This window comes from Pseudomonas sp. ACN8, from assembly GCF_002303925.1.
Classification (GTDB): Bacteria; Pseudomonadota; Gammaproteobacteria; order Pseudomonadales; family Pseudomonadaceae; genus Aquipseudomonas.
This window is the reverse complement of the sequence record NZ_MRCS01000005.1, coordinates 127,422-147,700: the sequence shown is the minus strand read 5'-3', so window position 1 is coordinate 147,700 and position 20,279 is coordinate 127,422. Positions and strand designations below refer to the sequence as shown.

The 20,279-nt window shown below is 58.7% G+C and carries 20 protein-coding genes and 1 pseudogene; 15 read left to right on the top strand and 6 right to left on the bottom strand.

Annotated elements, in window-relative coordinates; translation table 11 throughout:
- Positions 1–3: 3 nt before the first annotated feature.
- The 7 genes from BSF44_RS04585 (at position 4) to BSF44_RS04555 (ending at position 9,026) form a co-directional block, all read left to right on the top strand.
- On the top strand, positions 4–1,599 hold the full coding sequence (locus BSF44_RS04585; RefSeq protein WP_095942467.1) for a glycerol-3-phosphate dehydrogenase/oxidase: 1,596 nt from the start codon (positions 4–6) through the stop codon (positions 1,597–1,599).
- 20 nt (positions 1,600–1,619) lie between these two features.
- Positions 1,620–3,188: an FGGY-family carbohydrate kinase gene (locus BSF44_RS04580; protein ID WP_095942466.1), complete on the top strand. Its 1,569-nt coding sequence runs from the start codon at positions 1,620–1,622 to the stop codon at positions 3,186–3,188.
- Between the two features lie 238 nt (positions 3,189–3,426).
- Positions 3,427–4,716 carry a phospholipase gene (locus BSF44_RS04575; protein WP_095942465.1) on the top strand — a complete coding sequence of 430 codons (1,290 nt, stop codon included), beginning with the start codon at positions 3,427–3,429 and terminating at the stop codon, positions 4,714–4,716.
- Between the two features lie 60 nt (positions 4,717–4,776).
- Entirely contained in the window at positions 4,777–6,732 is a 1,956-nt protein-coding gene (locus BSF44_RS04570) for a DUF1302 domain-containing protein (protein WP_172435303.1), read from the top strand.
- Positions 6,733–6,903: 171 nt separating this feature from the next.
- A complete protein-coding gene (locus BSF44_RS04565; RefSeq protein ID WP_095942463.1) occupies positions 6,904–8,277 on the top strand; it encodes a DUF1329 domain-containing protein in 1,374 nt (457 codons plus the stop codon).
- Positions 8,278–8,364: 87 nt separating this feature from the next.
- Positions 8,365–8,610, top strand: coding sequence for a plasmid stabilization protein (locus BSF44_RS04560; protein ID WP_046038645.1), 246 nt, complete (start codon positions 8,365–8,367; stop codon positions 8,608–8,610).
- Positions 8,607–9,026 carry a type II toxin-antitoxin system VapC family toxin gene (locus BSF44_RS04555; RefSeq protein ID WP_095942462.1) on the top strand — a complete coding sequence of 140 codons (420 nt, stop codon included), beginning with the start codon at positions 8,607–8,609 and terminating at the stop codon, positions 9,024–9,026. The genes BSF44_RS04560 and BSF44_RS04555 overlap by 4 nt, the downstream gene beginning before the upstream one ends.
- Before the next feature lie 158 nt (positions 9,027–9,184).
- On the opposite strand, the gene BSF44_RS31000 is transcribed toward BSF44_RS04555, so the two are convergent.
- Together BSF44_RS31000 and BSF44_RS30995 are read right to left on the bottom strand one after the other, a co-directional pair.
- Entirely contained in the window at positions 9,185–10,048 is an 864-nt protein-coding gene (locus tag BSF44_RS31000; RefSeq protein WP_371918218.1) for a methyl-accepting chemotaxis protein, read from the bottom strand.
- Positions 10,043–10,969, bottom strand: a pseudogene (locus BSF44_RS30995) (methyl-accepting chemotaxis protein); the annotation flags it as partial. The pseudogene BSF44_RS30995 and the gene BSF44_RS31000, both read right to left, overlap by 6 nt.
- 396 nt (positions 10,970–11,365) lie before the next feature.
- Between BSF44_RS30995 and BSF44_RS04545 the strand changes: the two are divergent.
- From BSF44_RS04545 to BSF44_RS04535, 3 genes are all read left to right on the top strand, one after another.
- Complete coding sequence (locus BSF44_RS04545) at positions 11,366–12,037, top strand: histidine phosphatase family protein (protein ID WP_095942460.1); 672 nt, start codon at positions 11,366–11,368, stop codon at positions 12,035–12,037.
- 31 nt (positions 12,038–12,068) lie between these two features.
- On the top strand, positions 12,069–12,902 hold the full coding sequence (locus tag BSF44_RS04540; protein ID WP_095942459.1) for a phosphatase PAP2 family protein: 834 nt from the start codon (positions 12,069–12,071) through the stop codon (positions 12,900–12,902).
- 290 nt (positions 12,903–13,192) lie between these two features.
- Positions 13,193–14,101 (top strand): YeeE/YedE thiosulfate transporter family protein, encoded by a 909-nt coding sequence (locus BSF44_RS04535; RefSeq protein ID WP_095942458.1) that lies wholly within the window; start codon positions 13,193–13,195, stop codon positions 14,099–14,101.
- A gap of 54 nt (positions 14,102–14,155) precedes the next feature.
- Here BSF44_RS04535 and BSF44_RS04530 read toward each other — a convergent pair whose 3' ends face one another.
- Positions 14,156–14,404, bottom strand: a complete 249-nt coding sequence (locus BSF44_RS04530) for a hypothetical protein (RefSeq protein ID WP_095942457.1) — start codon at positions 14,402–14,404, stop codon at positions 14,156–14,158.
- Between the two features lies 1 nt (position 14,405).
- A complete protein-coding gene (locus tag BSF44_RS04525; protein ID WP_095942456.1) occupies positions 14,406–14,768 on the bottom strand; it encodes a DUF6124 family protein in 363 nt (120 codons plus the stop codon).
- 413 nt (positions 14,769–15,181) lie between these two features.
- On the opposite strand from BSF44_RS04525, the gene BSF44_RS04520 reads away from it, so the two are divergent.
- Positions 15,182–15,433, top strand: a complete 252-nt coding sequence (locus BSF44_RS04520; RefSeq protein WP_095942455.1) for a helix-turn-helix transcriptional regulator — start codon at positions 15,182–15,184, stop codon at positions 15,431–15,433.
- A gap of 29 nt (positions 15,434–15,462) precedes the next feature.
- Here BSF44_RS04520 and BSF44_RS04515 read toward each other — a convergent pair whose 3' ends face one another.
- Positions 15,463–15,924, bottom strand: coding sequence for a cysteine hydrolase family protein (locus tag BSF44_RS04515; protein ID WP_095942454.1), 462 nt, complete (start codon positions 15,922–15,924; stop codon positions 15,463–15,465).
- 201 nt (positions 15,925–16,125) lie between these two features.
- Between BSF44_RS04515 and BSF44_RS04510 the strand changes: the two genes are divergently transcribed.
- Positions 16,126–16,389, top strand: coding sequence for a hypothetical protein (locus BSF44_RS04510; RefSeq protein WP_095942453.1), 264 nt, complete (start codon positions 16,126–16,128; stop codon positions 16,387–16,389).
- Positions 16,390–16,646: 257 nt separating this feature from the next.
- On the opposite strand, the gene BSF44_RS04505 is transcribed toward BSF44_RS04510, so the two are convergent.
- A complete protein-coding gene (locus BSF44_RS04505; RefSeq protein ID WP_172435302.1) occupies positions 16,647–17,522 on the bottom strand; it encodes a hypothetical protein in 876 nt (291 codons plus the stop codon).
- Between the two features lie 789 nt (positions 17,523–18,311).
- Here BSF44_RS04505 and BSF44_RS04500 point away from each other — a divergent pair.
- The 3 genes from BSF44_RS04500 to BSF44_RS30990 all read left to right on the top strand — a co-directional run bounded on the left by BSF44_RS04500 (position 18,312) and on the right by BSF44_RS30990 (position 20,248).
- The gene (locus tag BSF44_RS04500) at positions 18,312–18,497 is read left to right on the top strand and encodes an AlpA family transcriptional regulator (protein ID WP_095942451.1); all 186 of its coding nucleotides are present in this window, start codon (positions 18,312–18,314) and stop codon (positions 18,495–18,497) included.
- 446 nt (positions 18,498–18,943) lie between these two features.
- Positions 18,944–19,612, top strand: a complete 669-nt coding sequence (locus BSF44_RS04495) for an inovirus Gp2 family protein (protein WP_095942450.1) — start codon at positions 18,944–18,946, stop codon at positions 19,610–19,612.
- 375 nt (positions 19,613–19,987) lie between these two features.
- On the top strand, positions 19,988–20,248 hold the full coding sequence (locus tag BSF44_RS30990; RefSeq protein ID WP_095942448.1) for an inovirus-type Gp2 protein: 261 nt from the start codon (positions 19,988–19,990) through the stop codon (positions 20,246–20,248).
- The last annotated feature ends 31 nt before the right edge of the window (positions 20,249–20,279 follow it).

Here is a 20,279-nt window from a genome sequence, read left to right as displayed (position 1 = left end):
GCCATGAGCCTGGACTGGAACGCGGCGTGGCGACAGCGGGTGCTGCCGACGCTGGCGGAGGAAACCTGGGACCTGATCGTCATCGGCGGCGGCATCAGCGGCGCCGGCATCCTGCGCGAAGCCGCGCGCCGTGGCTGGCGTTGCCTGCTGCTGGAACAGCGCGATTTCGCCTGGGGCACTTCCAGCCGCTCCTCGAAAATGGTCCATGGCGGCTTGCGCTACATCGCCAAGGGCCAGTGGCGCCTGACCCGCGATTCGGTCCGCGAGCGCCAGCGCCTGCTCGACGAAGCGCCGGGGCTGGTGGAGCCGATGAGTTTCATGATGCCGCATTACCGTGGCGGTTTTCCCGGACCTCGGGTGCTGGGTGGTTTGCTGTCCATCTATGACGCCTTGGCCGGGCGGCGCAGCCATCACTTCCATGACGCGCAACAACTGCGTTATCTGGCGCCTGGAGTGAAGGAAGATGACCTGCTGGGCGGCACCTGTTTTATCGATGCGCTGACCGATGATGCCCGCCTGGTGATGCGCGTATTGGGTGAGGCCCGGGCCGACGGCGCCGTGGTGCTCAACGGCGTGCGCGTGCAGCGATTGCTGCGTGAAGAGGGACGCGTTTGCGGGGTTCAGGTCGAAGACTGCGAGGGCGGCGGATCACTGACATTGCGTTGTGCTGTGCTGGCCGTGGCTACCGGCGCGTGGGCCGAGCGCTTGCGCCTGCCCGAAGCCCCTCGCCAGTTGCGCCCGTTGCGTGGCAGTCATCTGTTGTTGCCGGGTTGGCGTCTGCCAGTGGCGCAAGCCTTCACCTTCCTGCACGAGCGCGACCGTCGACCGGTGTTCGTTTTCCCGTGGGAGGGGGCCACGGTGGTCGGCACCACGGACCTCGATCATCACGGCGATCTGGACCAGAGCGCGAGCATCAGTCCTGAGGAACTCGACTATCTGCTGGCGGCCTGTAGTCAGCAATTCCCCGGCGCTGAAGTGGTCGCTGCCGACGTGCTGTCGACCTGGTCGGGTGTGCGCCCGGTAGTGGGCAGTGCGGCGGGTGAGCATCAAGGCAAACCGTCGAATGAAACCCGCGAGCATGTGCTGTGGCAGGAGCCGGGTTGCGTGACCCTGGCCGGCGGCAAGCTGACCACGTTTCGCCCGCAAGCCATCGAAGTGCTCAAGGCTTGCGCGGCCATGCTCGACCGTCCATTCGTTGATGACGCCGCGCCGGTGTTCGCCATCGTGCCGCCGCTGGCTATACCGGGACTCAGCGCCAACCGCTGGCGGCGCCTGGCCGGGCGGCATGGTCGAGACCTGCCGAGGCTGGCGAAGCTGCTCGGTGAACTGGGCCACGACACCGTCGGCGGCACCGACACCTTGTGGGCGGAGCTGGCCGTTGCCTGCGATGCGGAAATGGTCCTGCACCTGGATGACCTGCTGCTGCGCCGAACCCGCCTGGGCCTGTTGCTGCCGCGTGGTGGCGAGGAGTATTTCGCTGCCATTGGCCAGCTCTGCCAACCGCGACTGGGCTGGGACGATGAGCATTGGCAGGAGGAATTACAGCGTTATCGGGCGTTGTGGCAGCGCCATCATGGTTTGCCGGATGCCGCGCATTGATGCCCATTGAAGAGAGCTCCATGGATAACCACCCGAACAAGCGTTACCTGTTGGCCATCGACAATGGCACCCAGAGCGTGCGCGCGCTGCTCTTCGACCTGCAGGGCAATCTGCTGGGCAAAGGCAAGGTCGAGTTGCAGGCCTATTACTCGACTCAACCTGGCTGGGCCGAGCAGGACCCGGAATATTACTGGGCAAAACTGGGTGAGGCCTGCCAGCAGTTGTGGCAGCAAACCGGCGTCGATCGTTCACAGATTGCCGGTGTATCCCTGACCACCCAGCGCGGCACTGTGATCAATGTCGATGCCCAGGGCAAGGCGCTGCGCCCGGCGATCCTGTGGCTCGATCAACGCCAGGACGAAGTCAAAGGCGGCATCAAGGGACCCTGGGGCTGGCTGTTCAAACTGGTCGGCGCGCAAGCCACGGTGGACTACTTTCGCGCCCAGGCCGAGGCCAACTGGATCGCCCGCAATCAGCCTGAAGTGTGGGCGGCGACCGACAAGTTTTTGCTGCTTTCGGGGTTTCTCACCCATCGCCTTTGCGGGCGCTTTGTCGATTCGGTGGGCTGTTGCGTCGGTTACCTGCCGTTCGACTTCAAACGCCTGAAATGGGCCGCCCCCACCGACTGGAAATGGCAGGCGCTGGCGGTGCGTCCCGAGCAACTGCCGAGCCTGCACAAACCCGGTGAAACCCTGGGCTACATCAGCGCCGAGGCCAGCCGCCTCACCGGCATTCCCGAGGGGTTGCCGCTGATCGCCGCGGGTGCCGACAAGGCCTGCGAAGTCGTGGGTTCTGGCGTCGTTGACCCAGGCACTGTGTGCCTTTCCTACGGCACCACGGCGACGATCACCAGCACCCGGTCGCGCTATCTGGAAATCGTCCCGTTGATTCCGCCTTACCCGTCCGCGGTGCCGGATCAATACAACTGTGAGGTGATGATTTATCGCGGCTACTGGATGGTCAGCTGGTTCAAGAACGAGTTCGGCCTGCGGGAAATGCAGCAGGCCAAAGCCCAGGGTGTGGAGCCCGAGCAACTCTTCGATGCGCTGGTCGACGCGGTGCCGCCGGGCTCCATGGGGTTGATGCTGCAACCCTACTGGTCGCCCGGTATCCGCGATCCGGGTGTGGAAGCCAAGGGCGCGATGATCGGCTTCGGCGACGTGCATACCCGCGCGCACATTTACCGGGCGATCCTCGAAGGCCTGGCGTATGCCCTGCGTCAGGGCATGGAGAAAATCGAGAAGCGCTCGAAGGTCTCGATCAAGCGCCTGCGCGTCGCCGGTGGCGGCTCCCAGAGCGATGCCGCGATGCAGCTCACGGCGAACATTTTCGGCCTGCCGGCCGAGCGTCCGCATGTCTACGAAGCGTCCGGCCTGGGCGCGGCCATTTGCTGCGCGGTGGGGCTGGGGCTGCACGCGGATTTCCCCACGGCGATGGCCGCCATGACGCGGGTCGGTGCGGTATTCATGCCGCAACCCGAGGCGCAGCAGATCTATGAGCGACTGTACAAAGAGGTCTACCTGCGCATGTATCGACAGCTCAAGCCGTTGTACCAGAGCATCCGCAAAATCACCGGTTACCCCGCTTAGGAAAACACCCGGGAACCCTGTGGGAGCGAGCCTGCTCGCGAAAGCGGAGTGTCAGTCACATCATTTTTGACTGTGCCGCCGTCTTCGCGAGCAGGCTCGCTCCCACATTGGTCCGTGGTGTTTTTTTGCACCGAGGCGTGGCGCTATCGGAGAACTTTTCTGGTGAGATCGGACAGTGTCATGGGCAGGGTCGGTTGTTAGGCTCAACCCCCACGGCACATCCAATAAGAACCAGGCAATGAAGCTGACATTCCTCCTGTTGCTGCTTTGTGCAACGACCCCGACAGCCTGGGGCTGGTCGAACCATACGGTGGGCAGCTACCTGGCGTTGCACGATTTGCCGACGTTGCGTGATGCGCCACAGGTCGAAGCCGAGCCGCTGGAACAGTTTCTTTCCCAGCAATACCAAGCCGTGAGTGCGCTGCTGGATGAGCAGGAACGCTTCGCCCGCGAACACTTCGCCCAATACCCGCCGCGCCCCGACAACCTGCGATTGCCAGCCGTGCCTGGGGACAATCTGCGCCACGACTTCCTCACCGCACTGCGCATCAATCCCGGGATTCATCTGGCGATGGTCATCCAGCCGCTGCCAGGCAAGGATCAGCCTGAGCGTGAGCACCTCAAGGCCGAACAGGTCATGGTGGAGCAGACGCTCTCACCGTGGAACCGCCAGCGCTTCATCGTTGTGGCTGACCACGAACAAGTCACGCCCCTGGCCGTGTTGGCCAGCGCCGCCGATGAGCCGGATTACGGCCACGACATCAACCTGTTCAGCGACAACCCGGGCGAGGTGGGCGCGTTGTACGGCTTCGGCCCGCAACCTTTCGGCGACGCGCGGTTTCAGTACAGCTCCCAAGCGCCCTTTCATATGGGCTTCTTCCATGAAAGCCCGGTGGTGTACGCCGCTGCCGGATTTCTGCAGCGCAGCTGGCCGGACTGGCGCGCCTACCAGTACATGGGCCTGGCGCGACTGGCGTTTGCCACTGGCCATCCCTATTGGGGTTATCGATTTCTCGGTTGGGGCCTGCACCACGTTCAGGACCTGACCCAGCCTTATCACGCCAAGCCATTGCCCGGTGTCGACCTCGCCAATCTTCTTCTGTTGGAAGGCAAGGCTCTGGCCGGCTTCGATGCCGACAAGCAGGCGTCCATCGAACGGGTCGCCACCCGGCACATGGAAGTGGAGAAGTATCAGTCGATATGGCTGCGTCGATTGCTGCGAGCGGGGCAGCCCCATCCGATGCTCGACGTTTATGCCGACTCTGCCAGAGACACCCATTACCCGCCGTACTCGGTGGACTACTTGCGTGAAGTGGTGAGTGCCGAGTCCGTCGACGAATCCGCGGCGTTTGATGAAGCCATCGGCCAGTGGCTGGACATGGCACCGATCACCAGTGATTTCAGCAACGGTAATCAGCTGCAGCGCGAAGAGTTCGACCATCCGGCACTTAACCGGCAGCTGTTCAAACTGCTGGGGCATTTCGGCGCCCACAGCCGGATTTATACCCGCGCGGGACTGGCGCCATAGCCATCGCAGCAACAGTGTCAGAACACAAAAACAATAAAACCAGGGAAAGAGGAAAGGATCATGAGCACTCGATTTCGCCTGTCTGGCGCGGCGCTTCCCGGCGTGGGCCTGGCAGGGCTGCTGCAACTGTGCGCGGTCGACGGCGTGCAGGCCAAGGAGTTCAGCGTGCTGGACAACCAGATCACCGGCTCATTCGACAGTACCTTGTCTTATGGCCGCTTGTGGCGGGTCCAGGGCCGGGACAAGAACAACGATGACGTCAACACCAACGACGGCAATCGCAACTTCGACACCGGGCTGGTTTCCGAGGTGTACAAGATCACCTCGGAGCTCGAGGCCAACTATCAGAACTACGGGATGTTCGTGCGCGGCACCGCGTTCTATGACACCCAGCTGATGGACAAGCGCAACGATTACTACCGTAACAACAACCCGTCGCAACCCAGCCAGAGTTTCCCGCAGGACGACCACTTCACCGACCAGACCCGCGATATCGCCGGCAGCCGGGTGGAGATGCTCGACGCCTACCTCTATGGCAACTGGGACGTCGCGCAGATGCCGCTCACGGCACGCATAGGGCGCCAGGTGTTCAACTGGGGCGAGGGGATTTTCTACCGTGGCGGGATCAACACCACCAACCCGGTGGATGCGGCCAAGTACCGTCTGCCCGGGGCCGAAGTCAAGGAAGTGCTGGTACCGGTGGAAGCGCTGAGCTTCAACATCGGCCTGACCGACAGCCTGACCATGGAAAGCTTTTACCAGACGAACTGGAAGGAAACCCGCATCGACCCGGTCGGCACGTTCTACTCGCAGACGGACCTGTTCGCCGACGGCGGCAACACCGCTTACAACAACTTCAGCGGTACCGCCCTGGACACCCCGGTGCCTGGCTTCGGCAACGTGATCGATCTGTACAGCGCGCTGGGCAACAACCCGTTGCTCAGCCAGGCCCTGAGCACCACCGGCCTGTACGCCAACGGGGTCACCCCGGCCTTTGGCAACACCGTCAAAGTGGCCACGGTCGGCAAGGACTTCAACGCGCGCAACGACGGCCAGTTCGGTTTCGCTTTTCGCTACATCGTAGAAGAGCTCAACAGCACCGAGTTCGGGTTGTACATGGTCAACTACCACGCCAAGGAGCCAACCATTTCCGCCGATCTGGGCGGGTACCAGGGCATCGACATGAATGCCCTGACCAACTTGTTGGCCGGTGTCGCCGGCAGCCAGGCGGGACAACTGGCCAACGGCCTGGCGACCATGGACGTGCTGGGCAATATCCAGGCGCATCGGCGCTACGCCGAAGACATCCGCATGTACGGCTTCAGTTTCAACACCACCCTGGGCCAGGCGTCGGTATTCGGTGAGGTGGCCTATCGGCCGAACCTGCCCATCGGGGTCGCCGCCACCAACGACCTGATCGGCGACCTGGCCAACGGCGCCGCCGCAGCGGCAGGCGGCCAGACCATCAACATCGGCGGGCAGCAGGTGACGCTCGACAGCCAGATCAATAACGCCGAACGGGTGGAAGCGTTCAACACATCCCTGGGCACCATTTACAACTTTGGCCCGAGCCTGTCATTCGACTCGATGTTCGGCGTATTCGAGCTGGCGTCCGAGCATCTGCGCGGCAGCAGCCTGCAATACACCGCGTATGACGGCAGTACCCGTTACTACGCTGGCACCGGCAACTTTTCCTATGTGTCCGGCGGCGAGCGCAGCGACCAGGTCAACCGCAACTCCTACAGCTACACCGCGATGCTCAACGGCACCTGGAACGACGTGTATGCCGGGGTCAACGTCTCTCCTTATGTCGTCTACAAGGATGACTTCGAGGGCAACAGCTATCAGGCGGGCAACGTCATCGAGGGCCGCAAGGCCTACACCCTGGGGATCAAGGCCAACTACCAGAACAAGCTGGAGGCCGAGCTGCAATACACCGAGTTCTACGGCGGTGGGCAGGACAACGGCCTGCGTGATCGCGACAACGTCGGCTTCAACCTCAAGTACTTCTTGTGAGTTCCAACTCATCCCCCTGTAGGAGCGAGCCTGCTCGCGATGACGGACTTTCAGTCGAAGTTAATGTCGGCTGACACACCGCTATCGTCGGAACGCCGCCCGGAGCCGGCTCGCTCCTACAGAGGATCTGCCGTGTTTTGCAGACCAGCTGGATTTTTTCGGAGAACGATCATGTTTCACACTTCACGACTGACCAAGACCACGCTGGCACTGTTCCTGAGCCTGGCCGCCGGCAGCGCACTCGCCGCGGTCACGCCCCAGCAAGCCGAGCAATTGAAGACCACGCTGACGCCGCTGGGGGCCGAGCGTGCCGGCAATGCGGCCGGAACCATTCCGGCGTGGACCGGCGGCATCACCCAGGCGCCGGCGGGCTACAAACCCGGCCAGCATCACCTGGACCCCTATGCGGCGGACAAGCCGCTGTTCACCATCACCAAGGCCAACCTTGAACAGTACAAGGCCCACCTCAGCCCGGGTCAGATCGCACTGTTCAACAGCTACCCCGACACCTTCCAGATGCCGGTCTATCCCTCTCGCCGCTCGGGCTCGGCGCCGCAGTGGCTGTATGACAACACCTCGAAAAATGCGACCGCGACCAAGCTGCTCGATGGCGGAACCGGTTTTGCCGATGCCTATGGCGGTGTGCCGTTCCCGGTGCCCAAGGATGGCATCGAGGCGCTGTGGAACCACATCACCCGTTATCGCGGCATCTATGTGGTCCGTCGTGCCTCCGAAGCACCGGTACAACGCAACGGCAGCTTCGCGCTCGTGACCTCGCAGCAGGAAGGGCTGTTCAACTATTACCGCCCGGGCGGGCAGTTTGCCGACCTGAAAAACATCCTGTTCTACTACCTGGCGTTCGTGAAGAGCCCGGCCCGGTTGGCGGGCGGTGCAGCGTTGGTTCACGAGACCCTGGACCAGCTCAAGGACCCGCGCCAGGCCTGGGTCTACGACGCGGGCCAGCGCCGTGTACGCCGGGCGCCGAACCTCGCGTATGACACCCCGATCGCCTCATCCGACGGCCTGCGCACGGCGGACGATACGGACATGTTCAACGGCTCGCCAGACCGCTACGACTGGAAGCTCAAGGGCAAGCAAGAGGTCTACATTCCCTATAACAATTACAAAGTCGGCAGCCCTGAAGTGAAGTACGAGCAGTTGCTCACACCGGGCCACCTCAACCCGCAATTCACCCGTTATGAGCTGCATCGGGTCTGGGTGGTCGAAGGCACGCTCAAGCCGGGTGCGCGGCATATCTATTCCAAGCGAGTGCTGTTTCTGGACGAGGATAGTTGGGGCGCCGCCCTGGTGGATCAATACGACGGGCGAGGCGAGTTGTGGCGGGTGTCGATGGCCTACCTGAAAAACTTCTACGACCTGCCCACCACCTGGAGCGCGCTGGACGTATTCCATGACTTGCAGGCGCGTCGTTACTACGTGCAGAACCTGGACAACGAAGAGCCGGCCACAGTGGACTTCGCCCAACCGGTGCCGGAAGACGCGTATTTCATGCCGTCGGCATTGCGCCAGCGCGGGACGCGGTGATATTGGCCATTCGGAAGATTGCCGGGTTTTGGTTTACCAGGATGTGCTAGCCTGCAATCAATGATTTCATTGATTGCAGGAGGCATCATGGCCAGCATCACCATTAGAAACCTTGATGAGAAGCTCAAGGAGCAGCTGCGTATCACAGCGGCTCATAACGGACATTCCATGGAAGAAGAGGCTCGCCTGATTCTGGGCAGGGCCTTGGCGACTGTTGATCGCGCCGGTGGACTTGGAAGCAGGATCCGCAACAGATTCAGCGCTCTGGGCGGCGTTGAGCTTGATCTGCCAGAGCGTTCAGAGAAAGCAACGGCGGTGGATTTTTCTGAATGATAGTGCTCGATACCAACGTTCTTTCAGAGTTTATGCGAGTCGAGCCTGAAACCCAGGTGCTTGCCTGGGTTGATGCGCAGCCATCGATGGATCTGGCAATCAGTGCGGTAACGGTGGCAGAAATACTCCACGGCATCGCACGCTTGCCTTCGGGCAAGCGCAAACAGAAACTTGAAGCCCATGCCATGGCAATGTTCGAAGAGGACTTTGCCGGACGCATTTTGCCGTTCGATGCTCATGCCGCTGTTGAGTACGCAACGCTGACGGCAGGTGCTGAAGCCAATGGACGTGCGGTTTCAATGGCAGATGCGCAAATCGCCGCCATTTGCCGAAGCCATGGGGCAGCCATAGCCACCCGCAATGTACGAGATTTCGAGTTCAGCGGTGTTGAAGTGATAGATCCCTGGATGAGCTGAACTCCCCCCCTGTAGGAGCGAGCCCGCTCGCGAAGAACCTGCCAGCGCCGCGATCATTCAGAATGCACGCGTTATCGTTGGCCACCATCGCGAGCAAGCTCGCTCCTACAGGACGAGCCTGCTCGCGATTGGATGGTCGATTCAGCGAGCGCTGAATGTCACACGCGGAAGTGGCTCACCATCTGCTGCAATTGACCACCCAGCCGCGCCAGTTCAATGCTGGACTTGGCGGTTTCATCGCTCGCCGCGGCAGTCTGTTCGGACACGTCGCGCACGTTGATGATGCTGCGGCTGATCTCTTCGGCCACGGCGCTTTGCTGTTCGGCAGCGGCGGCGATCTGCTGGTTCATCGACTGGATGTTGGACACCGTGCGGGTGATGTTCTCCAGTGACTCGCCGGCCTTGCGGGTCAGGGCCACGCTGCTGTCGGTGAGGACGCGGCTGTTGTTCATCACGGCGGATACTTGTTGCGTGCCGTTCTGCAGGCCGGCCACCAGGCCTTCGATTTCCTCGGTGGATTTTTGCGTGCGCTGAGCCAGGCCTCGGACCTCGTCGGCCACCACCGCAAAACCACGACCGGCTTCACCGGCACGGGCCGCTTCGATGGCGGCATTGAGTGCCAGCAGGTTGGTCTGCTCGGCGACGGCCTTGATTACGTCCATGACGCTGCCGATCTTGTCGCTTTCCCGTTGCAGCACGCTCATGGCTTCGGTGGAACGCACCACTTCGCTGGCCAGGCGTTCGATCTGAGCGATGGCTTCGTTGACCACTTTGTCCCCTTCACGGGCTTCGCCGTCCGCCGCCGCAGCGGCTTGCGAGGCTTCTTCGGCGTTGCGCGCGACTTCCTGCACCGTGGCGGTCATCTCATGCATGGCGGTGGCCACCTGATCGGTCTCGACTTTCTGACTGTTGACCCCGGCACTGGTCTGCTCGGTCACGGCCGACAGCTCTTCGGCGGCGCTGGCGATCTGGGTCACGCCATCGCGGATGCCGCTGATCAAGTCGCGCAGGGTCACGCCCATGCGCGCGATGCCTTGTTGCAACACGCCAAGCTCATCACGACGGGAGACCAGCACGTTGTGGGACAGGTCACCGCTGGCGATGCGATCGACCACCGCCAGGGTTTCGCGCAGTGGACGGGTGATCTGGCGAGTGATGACCACGGCGGCAATGATGCCCACCAGCAGTGCCAGCAAGGTGCTGATCAGTTGCAGAGTGCGCGCCCGGGCGCTTTCGGCATCACGGCGGTCGAGCTGGATCTGATACAGCTGATCGCTCTGGGACACGATGGCGGCGCCCTGGTCGGTCATTTCCTTGCGCGCTTGCACCGCGTCATTGCTGGCGGCCTTGTAGGTCTGCAAGGCGCCGCGGTAGTTGCCCAGTGCGGTTTCCAGCTGACGCAGGGCGTCTTGTTGGGAATCGGCGAAATGCACGTTCAGCGGTTTCAGGCTGGCGATGGCGGCGTCCAGTTGGCCGACGGCTTTTTGCTCGGTCTCGGCATTGGTACTGGCGGTATAGCCGCGCACTTCGTAGCGCGCCAGCAGGAACGCTTCCTTGGCCGCGGTGATGGCCTGGAACTGTTCGAAACGCTGGTCGCTCAACGGCATTTGTTGCACGCGGGTATTGATGTCATTGATCAGCGTGTTGGCGGTTTCCGCGTTGGCGCTCATGGCGTCGCGGGCGCTGTTACCGGTGCGATAGGCGCTGCGCATCTTGCCCAGAGACGCCCTGTAGGCGTCGATGACGGCGCCTTGCTCGCGCAGCAGCTTGAGGTTTTCCGGGCTCTTGAACTTCGCCAGCAGGGCTTGCTGCTGAGCCGAGAAGGCGTCGAGGGTGGTCTGCACGCTCTGCGCGGCGGTTTCGTCGCCGTTGGTCAGCATGTATTGCAGGCGAACGACGCGCAGCTTGGTCAGGCCGGCGTTGAGCTGGGTGATGTCGCTCATCCAGTTGCTGCGGTCAATCAACCCGCCCAGGCTGGTCCAGCCGGTCAGGGCCAGGACGCAGGTCAGTGCCAGGACCAGGCCAAACCCCAGGCCCAGTTTCAGGTTCACGCTGATGTTGCCGAACCAGCTATTCATCACATTCCTCCAGGAACTTGGTACTTCTTTATCGTCGGTTGGCTGGAAGATTGTTTTTTTTGGAAGCCGCCAAGCTGTGTAAGCAGGATGTATCGGCAGCAATCCCGGGAGCTGAAAGGATTTTTCCGCAGGGTTTGTGTAACAAGATTTTTACAGCGCTTTTAAGCTTTTTTTCACATAGGTTTCACCAGCCACCGACGCGCCTTTCTTTAACCTGCCGGGAATTTGATGAAGTAGCGCGTGCCGGCGAGGCGGCTTGATGTGGAATTAAGACTGAGTCTTTTCGGGATAAAACGCTCGATCGATCTGAACCGCTTCGCCCGCTATCGCAACGCAGCGGTGGTGTTGGCCTCGGTGTTGCTGGTGATCCCGTTGACGGTGTTTTTGCTGCGACCTGCCGCCGTTGCAGACCTGGCTCACGGCAATGTGACCGGTGCACAGGCGTTGATGACCGGGTGGGCCAAGGGCGACCTGATCGTTCTGGTGCGCCACGTCGAACGCTGCGATCACTCCTCGGCACCTTGCCTGTTTGGCAACGATGGCATTACCGAACGCTCGCGCCGTGTTGCCATGGGAGTCGGTGCGCACTTCCAGGACCTGGGCCTGGACAAGGCCGATATCTACAACAGCCCGATCCTGCGCGCGGCGCAGACCGCCAGCTTCATGTTCAACAAAGTCGGCACGGGCGAAGACTGGTTGATCAGTTGCAAGGGCACCATGCTGCGCGACGCGTTGGCGCACAAGGTGGCCGGGCGTAACCTGATTCTGGTGACCCACAGCGAATGCATGGCCCAACTGACAAAAGACCTCCATTTGCCGACGTCGACCCTGGGTTATGGGGCCTCTCTGTTTATCTCCGCCGAATCGCCGCACACTCCGCGCATGCTTGGCTTCATCGAAGCCTCGGATTGGCCGACGGTGACAACCCGTTGAATTTCACCATCCCTTTGAATCAGGACTGAGCATGCCGACCGCCTCCCGCTACCGCTTTTACTGGGTGAATTTTGGTATTCCGCTGGCCTGCGCGGTCGCGGTGTTCCTGATGTTCGACATGACTGGCATCGACATCGCCTTCAACAATTACTTTTTTGATCCGGTGACGCAGACGTACCCGTTGGACCAGGTCCATCTGTTCGAAAAAATCACCCACAAATGGGCGCGGATCATTCCGAACTGGACCGGCGAAATGGCGATTATCGGTGCCTTGCTGTCGTTTCTCTGGCCGCGCCTGAAGGCTGAAAAGCACTCGAAAATCATCGCCTTCCTGGAAAAAATCAAAGTCGCACCGGTACTGCGCTTTGCCAACCGCCATCGACGCGACTTTCTCTACGTGGTGTTCGCGTTCTCCATCAGCACCGGGGTCATTCACTACCTCAAGGGCCACACCAGCGTGTATTGCCCGATCGAGACCACCCTGTACGGCGGCAAGATGGAGCACATTGAGTGGTATGAGAATTTCGACCTGCTGAAAGTCGCCGGTGAGGGGCGCTGCTGGCCGGGCGGACATGCGTCGGGCGGCTTCACCATGCTGGCGTTGTACTTCGTGGCGCGCCGTTATCGCTGGCGCTATTCCAAAGCGATCATGTACGGCTCGCTGACCCTCGGTTTCATCTATGGCACCACGCGGGTATTGCAAGGGTGGCACTACATGTCCCATACCTTCTGGGCGGGGATCTTCGTGTGGTTGGCGTGTTTGCTGACGGCGCTGGCGTTTTATGGGCGAGCGAGGCTGGAGCAGCCGGTGCTCTCCAAAGCGCAACAACCGGTGCCGACGGCTCAGACTCAACCTGTGAATTGAGTTGGCGTTGAACCGCAAAACCCGCACCTCGAAAGGGTTGCGGGTTTTTTGTTGCGCGAGGAAATCTTCAATGAGTCTCGGATTGCGAATTCGCAGGCGAAAAAAAGCCCGCGGGAGGCGGGCAAACCATAGTTTCTTGAATGAGCGAGGACAATGTACAGGCCGGTGCGAGGGGGTGGGGTGAAGAAAAATTCATCTCGCTCCAAGTCCCGGGCTTTGCGGGTTCGCCCAGCGACTAATCTGTCTGTCAGGCATCGACTGGATGCCACTACCTGGAAACTGGGAGGCCCGTGTTTTCATTGCCGATTTCGCTGCTGCTGGCGTTCCTCATCGGCTGGGTCTCTCAGCGCATGGGCATGTGCCTGGTCAATGCCATCGGGCTGCTGCTCAAGCGTCGGCCGACCCTGTTCGTGTCGCTGGTCAGTTGTGGCTTGTTCGGTCTGTTGCTCGCACCGCTCTACGCCTTGTCTGGCGTCAGTCAGCCGCTGTTCATCCCAGAGGTTGGCTATCTGTCACTGGTTGGTGGCGGGTTGCTGTTTGGCCTCGCCTCTGTGCTCAACGACGGGTGCAGCGTCGGCACCCTCACCAAGCTCGCTAGCGGCAACCTCAACAAGGTCTTTACCATCCTCGGCTGGGTGCTGGGCATCGTACTGTGGCATCACCTGAACATGCTGCCCGAACACCGGGCACTGCAAATGCCGATGATCACCAGCCGTCATTACTGGCTTGTCATTGGCATCGTGTTGCTGATTCTGCTGTTCCTGATCCGGATCCACGGTGACAAACACCTGGTGCTGTCGAGCCTGCTCCTGGGGGCGTTGACCAGCGCCCTCTACACCTTTGAGCCGCTGTGGACGCCCAGCGTGTTTTTCTACGATCTCTCACAATTGTTCTGGGGCTCGGGCGACAGATCATTGACCACCCCGCGTGTGACGGTGTTCGCCATGCTGATGCTGGGCATGCTCTGTTACACCTTGCATCGCCGTACCTTCAACTACCAGCGGTTTGCCACGATGACAGCGGCCAGGCATTTGCTCGCAGGCGTATTGATGGGCACCGGTGCGTCGATGATGCTGGGCGGCAATGACTCGCAGATTTTGTTGGTGTTTCCGACGCTGACCTGGGTGGGGGCGGTGCCGTTGGTGTCGATTGTGTTGGGGATATTGGTGGGGGTTGGGATTAAGCGGCTGCGTGCCTGATGATCGCGGCCCTGGAGTTGGACGACCTCAATGAGGCCGTCCATTTTCCAAGGATCAAACCAGCATCCGCAACCGCCGCCCAACCACATCCAGCAAATCGCAACCATCGCGCAGGGAGGTGACCAGCACCCGCGCCAGTTCGCTGTAAACACCCTCGTCAGCCGCGAAGCTCTCCAGCAATTGTGTCGCGGTTCGAATGCGATAGGCGGCTGTTTCATGCAGCACATCCAGCGGTGCCTCGGTGTCGATCAGCAGCGACGCGATGGTGCAATCGATACCGGTCATCGGCATGTATCGATCCATTTCAGGCCTCCACTTCGTCGAGTGGCGCGATGTTGTCCAGTGCCCGGTTTACCAGCAATTGCGCCAGCACGGCCAACTGCTGGATCGCCAGGGCGATGTTGCGACGCGAGCTTTCAAGTTCACAGGCAAGGTCGGTGCTCATGACGTTGAGCGAGGCGAGGGTTTCGCTGGCGTGGGTGAGCAGAGAGGGGGTGTCGATGTCGGGGCGGAGGGTGAAGACGTGGCTGATGGGGTCGAGGTGATTGGGGTTGCGCAGGCGGGTGCTGATGGCGGGTTCGGTGGTTTTGGAGAGTTGGGATAAGTCGGGTATTTCGGTTGTTGAGTTTGGTGAAGTGTTTGGCGGGTTGGGGCTATGTTTTTTCAAGATTGTGCTCCGTCTTTGGTTGAAGGAGCTGCCAACTATCTGCTGTCAATCAGATGTGGGTGGCAGCTGTACGCGGGTTGACAGACCGGCGAGCAACCAAACCGGTGCATCCGAAGATGCCCCACGCACAGCCACCATAAGACAGAACGCGCAGAAGCATGCCGTTTTATTGGGAAGAGTGGAAGGTAGCTCTTCAGCCTGTCAAAGCCGATCGCTGATGTGCAGCGACCCTTGAAGGCTATCGTCGAGAAGTTGCGTCCGCCAGTTCATGAAAGGCGATGCGTTTTGCGGGAAATGTCCTAGGACGTGAGGAAGGCATCGAGATGGGTAACCGCTTGGATGCTGAGTCAAATCGATTCGTAGTAATGTCCTGTATGCAATACATTTGATCACCAATGTCACGGTAATCGAACATGGATCAATCTCTTCTGCTATCCCGCCTGGGGCACCAAATACGTGAAAAACGTAAGAGTCACGGACTGACGCAATCAAGAGTTGCTGAGCTTTCCGGGTTGCCGCGACAGAAAGTTATTGCCGTGGAAAAGGGTACATCCACCGTTGCGATGGTCGCGTATGCCCGAGTTTTGTGCGCATTGGATTGTGAGCTTTCTGTGATTCCGGCAGCACTGCCAACGCTTGAAGAACTAGGTGAACTGTTCGAGTGAAACGATGGCTTTTGCGTGAACATAACAGCTTACAAATCCGCCAGTTTTACCATGTGCTTGAAATGATGCTCCCAAAGCCTGACCCCTAACCCGCCCGTCCGATCCAGCGATGACCCCACCGTCAAATCCGTAATCAACGTCGGCTGCAAACCCGCATCAAACAGCGCAAACCCCGCCGCCAGGCAGCAGGTCTCGGTCTGCAGGCCGCACACCAGCACGCGTTCGACATTGAGGCTTCTCAGGTAGTCGATGGTTTCCGGTGTGGGCGCGTAGCCGTGCTTGATAAAGACGCGGTCGGCCGGGATCAGGCTGTCATCGTCGGGCGCTGGGTGCCAGCCGAGCTGTTTTTCGAAGGGGGTTATGGATTCGTCATGGCGCTCGACCGTGGCGACACTGGGCAGGTTGCCGATGAGCCTCTGGATACCGTCGATCAGCCTTTGCGGCGGGGCGAAGCAGGGTTGTACGTCGATGATCAGGAGGGCTTGGCGCATGGGCTTCTCCGAGGTGATGGCAGTGATAGGAGCGACTGTGCACAGAGCGGCATCGCGCGACTGTCCTGTGACCCTATCGTCAGATTTTACCTGCCACAAAGTGCTTTTGTGAGTTGTGGGCGTACGATGTAACTCACGTTTTCGCTGAAATCCTGGGGGAGCGAACGAAGCGACCGAGCGATGTTGAACTGGAGAAAAGTCATGATTCGCAAGCACTACTTGAAAGCCCTGGCGACGCTGCTCATCGCCGCCGGCGTGCAGTGGGTGACGCTACCCGTCTACGCGACCGAGCAGGGTGAACAGCGACGTGAAGCTCGCGATACCAGGCAGGAAGGACGATCCACTGCCCGGCAAACCAAGGATGAATGCAGAAAGGGCAGTGACAAGAGCAACGTGGAATGTCGCCAGGACAAGCGCAGCACCAAGCAGGATACCCGTCGTACGGCCCGGGATATCAAGTACTGAGCGTTGGTGTCGGGTCGGTTTCAGGCTGTTGCAGGGTTTGCGATGCAGCCGGAAACAACAAGCCCGCACAAGGCGGGCTTCGTTGGTGTCTCAATTGGGCCGGGGTAATCTGAACTGGTAGTCTAAGTATTTGATTTAAAATGAAAAAAATAGGTTTAACGATTCTTTGGAATACCATTTGGAATACCAAGGCTTTGGGTGGCGGGGTAGAGGAAAGGGAGGGGTTCCGGCTGGTTTCATCACCTAAGGTAGTTTTCCTAGCCGCCTTTCAGTCTGCCTGTGAAGTACACGCCATTCTCAGTCTCCGTCGTTATCAGATGCTCCAAGATTTGAGCTCGTTTCAGCTCGTGCTTTTTTGCCAGCGTATCGAGTAGCTCGATCGCGGTTTTCGATAGCATGACATTAACCTGCTTCTTGTCTGCTGTGCGTTCGTCGAACTGCTTACGGTTCCATCGTTTTTTGATCGCCTGGATGATGGCTTTCAGTTCGTTGCGGCCGAGCTCTGCTTCATCAAAGTACATGAGCAGCTCTTTGTAATTGTTGATAGGGAGCTGGCTTTTAAATATGGATACATGGTGCTTCTCTAACCATTCCCAAGCGCATTTGCAGCGTTTGAGGCCATCCTTTTTGTCTTCGAACCACTCGAAAGCTCTGTCCCCAGCCTTGTGTCTAAGCCAACGATTGTGAAGGTTTTCGATTTCGTCTGCTTTTTCTGCGATAGGGGCATTCCAGAGATCAAGCATGGCGATGAGACGACTCCTGCCTGTGAGGTGTACCAGGCCTTGAGGCAGTCCCCGGGGAGGTCCCAGCGCGGTGATGTCCTCAATCCTGCGAAGTAGCCATTGATACTGCCGCTCATCTCCGTCAATCCACTTGAAATTGCCATCTGGGAGCAGAGCCCGATCTTTGTCCGAGTTTATGCCTTCAAGGATGTGGATATTTTCATTCAGTGTGAGGGCGATTGTTTCCCTCATGGTGGCGCCGTTGCAGGTGGAGGGATCTAGATCAATATTTCCGTAGTACTGCAGGCAGAGCCATAGCCAGATGTCATGGCGATTGCTTTGTCGTGGTTCCTTGAGCAAACGGCTTAGCTCATCAAGCCCGCTATCGTCAACGATGAAAGTATTATCCATAGTCATGCTCTATCAATTGCCAAGCATTAATAATATTAATTGGGTTTGGTTCTAGTAGGAGTCTATATGCGCTCTATGCGCGTTCTACAAGTATTCTATAGTGGATGAATTGATATTGTATGTTTATTCTATGGGTATTCTAGAATAATTATTCTCGTGGCAGCTAGCAAATATGGGCTCTGTAGCCAAAAGTGGTTGGTTTTTTTTAGCAGTGCCTAGTATTTTTGCCGTGTGAATCGATCATGAAGTTCAAGGCCGCCAGGGCGCCAGTTACGTTTTTGTCGCGTTCCTGGAGTTGGTGGCGCATATGGCGTTAAACGTTCATCAGTAACAACGGGGCCTTATGGGGGCTGATATCGAGTGGCAGCGAGATTGTCAGCACATGCTGCTGATGCTTATAGGTTGCGCATGTCAATTTCGGCAAAGCGCGAATGCACAGCGGCCGAGACTGCTTCGAGTCTTTTGCGTGTGGCATAGGTGTTGGCCGAAGTCGGGCGCGTGCAAAGGTGATTAACGCTCTGTGCAAGGCTGAATTGATTCGTCGTCGGGAGCCTTGGGCAAGATATTGGCGAAGCTCCCTAGGCTTGCGTCTCCGTTTGACGTAGTTGATCCTGAGCTAAGTGGCGTCGGTCGAATTTTCGGTTAATAAATCTTCAACTGAGCGGCGCAGGCTTGCCGTTCTGATGGGATTCTCTGCGAAGCCTGGGCGGTCAACGTTAAGCAGTAGGCGTGGTGAGTATTTATTTACAGACCTTGCGAATCCTCTGAACGAATATGAGGAGACAGTTCATGAGGATCATCCGTCTGAAAGAAGTTATCGACTGCACCGGCTTGGGCCGATCCACCATCTATAAGTACATCACCGAAGGAGCCTTTCCAAAGCCAGTCCCGCTGGGTGATCGGCGTGTTGGGTGGGTTGAAAGCGAGGTGCATGATTGGATCCTGGCAAGGATCGAGGAGCGCGACCTGACCTAGGGTGCGTCCGAGGTAAGGACATCTAATAGCTAGGCATAACTGCCATGACCGGTTTGCAGCCGGTCATGGCAGTTATGCCGGCTGGACCTTGCCAGCGCTTGCCGGGATTGCCTGGAAACTCTCTACATATACCAGGCAGTGTTGCTTCCATTGCCTCGGCCTTCTGGGCTTCAGCCGGATCAGGGCATAGTTTTTTACCGGAGTGATAACGGAACAAATATGTAAGCGTGGCGGGAGCAGTCGGGTCTCAGTTCCCTCAGTTTTCTGGAGAGGGCTTTCTCGGTGTGGGTATTATGCTTTTAGTAGCTCTCATTACCCGTAGGGTCGATACTATTATGCATGGCGGCTACTGGCTCCCAAGCCAGTAGGTCATGTCCTACAAGGCTGTGATTAAAAAAATACACACTGCGCATTGGTTATGAACCTTATCCCAGTGAGTAGTAACCATGCTTCGTCATCCCGATAACACCAACCTCCGCCTGCACCACTACGACACCTTTGAAGGCCTGCCAGTGATGGTCGAGAAAGGCCCCTTCGTCTGGCAATACCTGTCCCGCTTGAAGCGCACCGTAGATCTGGCACTTGAGCAGTACTCCAGGCTATTGGCCTTCAGAGTGGATCTCCGTCTGCCAGTCGGAACCGATCTACCTGATCATGCATACACGAATAAAGTCATCAGTAGATTCATTGAATCCTTCAAAGCGAAGATTGAGCACAACCGTGATAAGGCCCGTGAACGAAATCTATACGCTCATGACTGCAAGGTCCGGTACGTCTGGGCTAGAGAGGTTGGGTATGGCAACAGGCCTCATTACCACCTGCTGATCTTGCTCAATCGAGATGCCTACTACACGGTTGGCCGGCTGCGATCTGAGGCTGACAACATGATCAGCCGCATGCAAGAGGCATGGGCCAGTGCATTGGACTTGGCTGACAATCAAGTTGATGGGCTGGTTGAGATCCCCCGTAATGCGGAATACCGACTAGATAGGGATATGCGTGCAGGCGATGAGGACGTGCTGCAGGATCTGTTCTACCGCGCCAGCTACCTGTGCAAGTCTGCTACGAAGTCCTATGGGAGTAATCATCATGGCTTTGGATGTAGTAGAGACTGAGTGGACCTGTTCGATTGCAATTCATGACAGTCCCCTTTGTGGTTTTAGGGAAGGTTGCCCTCCGATGGGTATCACCTGTAAGAAGGGTTGCAGAGCCTCTATCAGATGTTCGAGCGCGTCTTCTTCGCTCAAGCTACTGACATCGATTTGCAGTTGGCATCTTGCAGCAAGTTCGTCCGTCACCCTGTTTCTGAAGATCGAGTTGAGCGTTTCATTGTCCTCTGCTGTCATTCCTCTTTGGCGCAGCCTAAGTGAGAGACGACTGATCGAGCCCTTGAATTAAGGCCAAGATAAAGTACAACCACCGAACGGGGTTCTTGGTGAGCAAAGAATGCTCATGATAGTAGAGAGTGCGGTTCGTCTGGGTGAGGGAGCGTGGTGCAGCATGAAGGAGCTCACCATCACCGAACAATCTTGCTGAGCCACAATGTGTACCGGGCAGTAGGTAGGCTTGTGTCCAGACGACCACGGATCTTCAGTCGCATGGAAGAGGTCTTGGCCAGTGCTTTGGGCCTACCTGATGATCAAGTCGACGGGCTAGTACATATCCCCCGTAACGCGGAATACCGAGTTGATCGGTATGTGCGTGCTGACGATGAGGACATGCTGCCGGATCTGTTCTACCGAGCCAGCTAACTCATTCCCGCCACTCATTTTTTGAAACGTG

What these genes read in the sequence shown, in the direction of transcription:
- BSF44_RS04570 (WP_172435303.1), top strand. Translation starts at nt 4,777, where the DNA reads ATGAGCACTCGATTTCGCCTGTCTGGCGCGGCGCTTCCCGGCGTGGGC.
- BSF44_RS04505 (WP_172435302.1), bottom strand. Translation starts at nt 17,522, where the DNA reads ATGGATAATACTTTCATCGTTGACGATAGCGGGCTTGATGAGCTAAGC.
- BSF44_RS04530 (WP_095942457.1), bottom strand. Translation starts at nt 14,404, where the DNA reads ATGGATCGATACATGCCGATGACCGGTATCGATTGCACCATCGCGTCG.
- BSF44_RS04510 (WP_095942453.1), top strand. Translation starts at nt 16,126, where the DNA reads ATGATTCGCAAGCACTACTTGAAAGCCCTGGCGACGCTGCTCATCGCC.
- BSF44_RS04520 (WP_095942455.1), top strand. Translation starts at nt 15,182, where the DNA reads ATGGATCAATCTCTTCTGCTATCCCGCCTGGGGCACCAAATACGTGAA.
- BSF44_RS04575 (WP_095942465.1), top strand. Translation starts at nt 3,427, where the DNA reads ATGAAGCTGACATTCCTCCTGTTGCTGCTTTGTGCAACGACCCCGACA.
- BSF44_RS04555 (WP_095942462.1), top strand. Translation starts at nt 8,607, where the DNA reads ATGATAGTGCTCGATACCAACGTTCTTTCAGAGTTTATGCGAGTCGAG.
- BSF44_RS04495 (WP_095942450.1), top strand. Translation starts at nt 18,944, where the DNA reads ATGCTTCGTCATCCCGATAACACCAACCTCCGCCTGCACCACTACGAC.
- BSF44_RS04515 (WP_095942454.1), bottom strand. Translation starts at nt 15,924, where the DNA reads ATGCGCCAAGCCCTCCTGATCATCGACGTACAACCCTGCTTCGCCCCG.
- BSF44_RS04500 (WP_095942451.1), top strand. Translation starts at nt 18,312, where the DNA reads ATGAGGATCATCCGTCTGAAAGAAGTTATCGACTGCACCGGCTTGGGC.
- BSF44_RS04565 (WP_095942463.1), top strand. Translation starts at nt 6,904, where the DNA reads ATGTTTCACACTTCACGACTGACCAAGACCACGCTGGCACTGTTCCTG.
- BSF44_RS04585 (WP_095942467.1), top strand. Translation starts at nt 4, where the DNA reads ATGAGCCTGGACTGGAACGCGGCGTGGCGACAGCGGGTGCTGCCGACG.
- BSF44_RS31000 (WP_371918218.1), bottom strand. Translation starts at nt 10,048, where the DNA reads ATGGGCGTGACCCTGCGCGACTTGATCAGCGGCATCCGCGATGGCGTG.
- BSF44_RS04540 (WP_095942459.1), top strand. Translation starts at nt 12,069, where the DNA reads ATGCCGACCGCCTCCCGCTACCGCTTTTACTGGGTGAATTTTGGTATT.
- BSF44_RS04560 (WP_046038645.1), top strand. Translation starts at nt 8,365, where the DNA reads ATGGCCAGCATCACCATTAGAAACCTTGATGAGAAGCTCAAGGAGCAG.
- BSF44_RS04580 (WP_095942466.1), top strand. Translation starts at nt 1,620, where the DNA reads ATGGATAACCACCCGAACAAGCGTTACCTGTTGGCCATCGACAATGGC.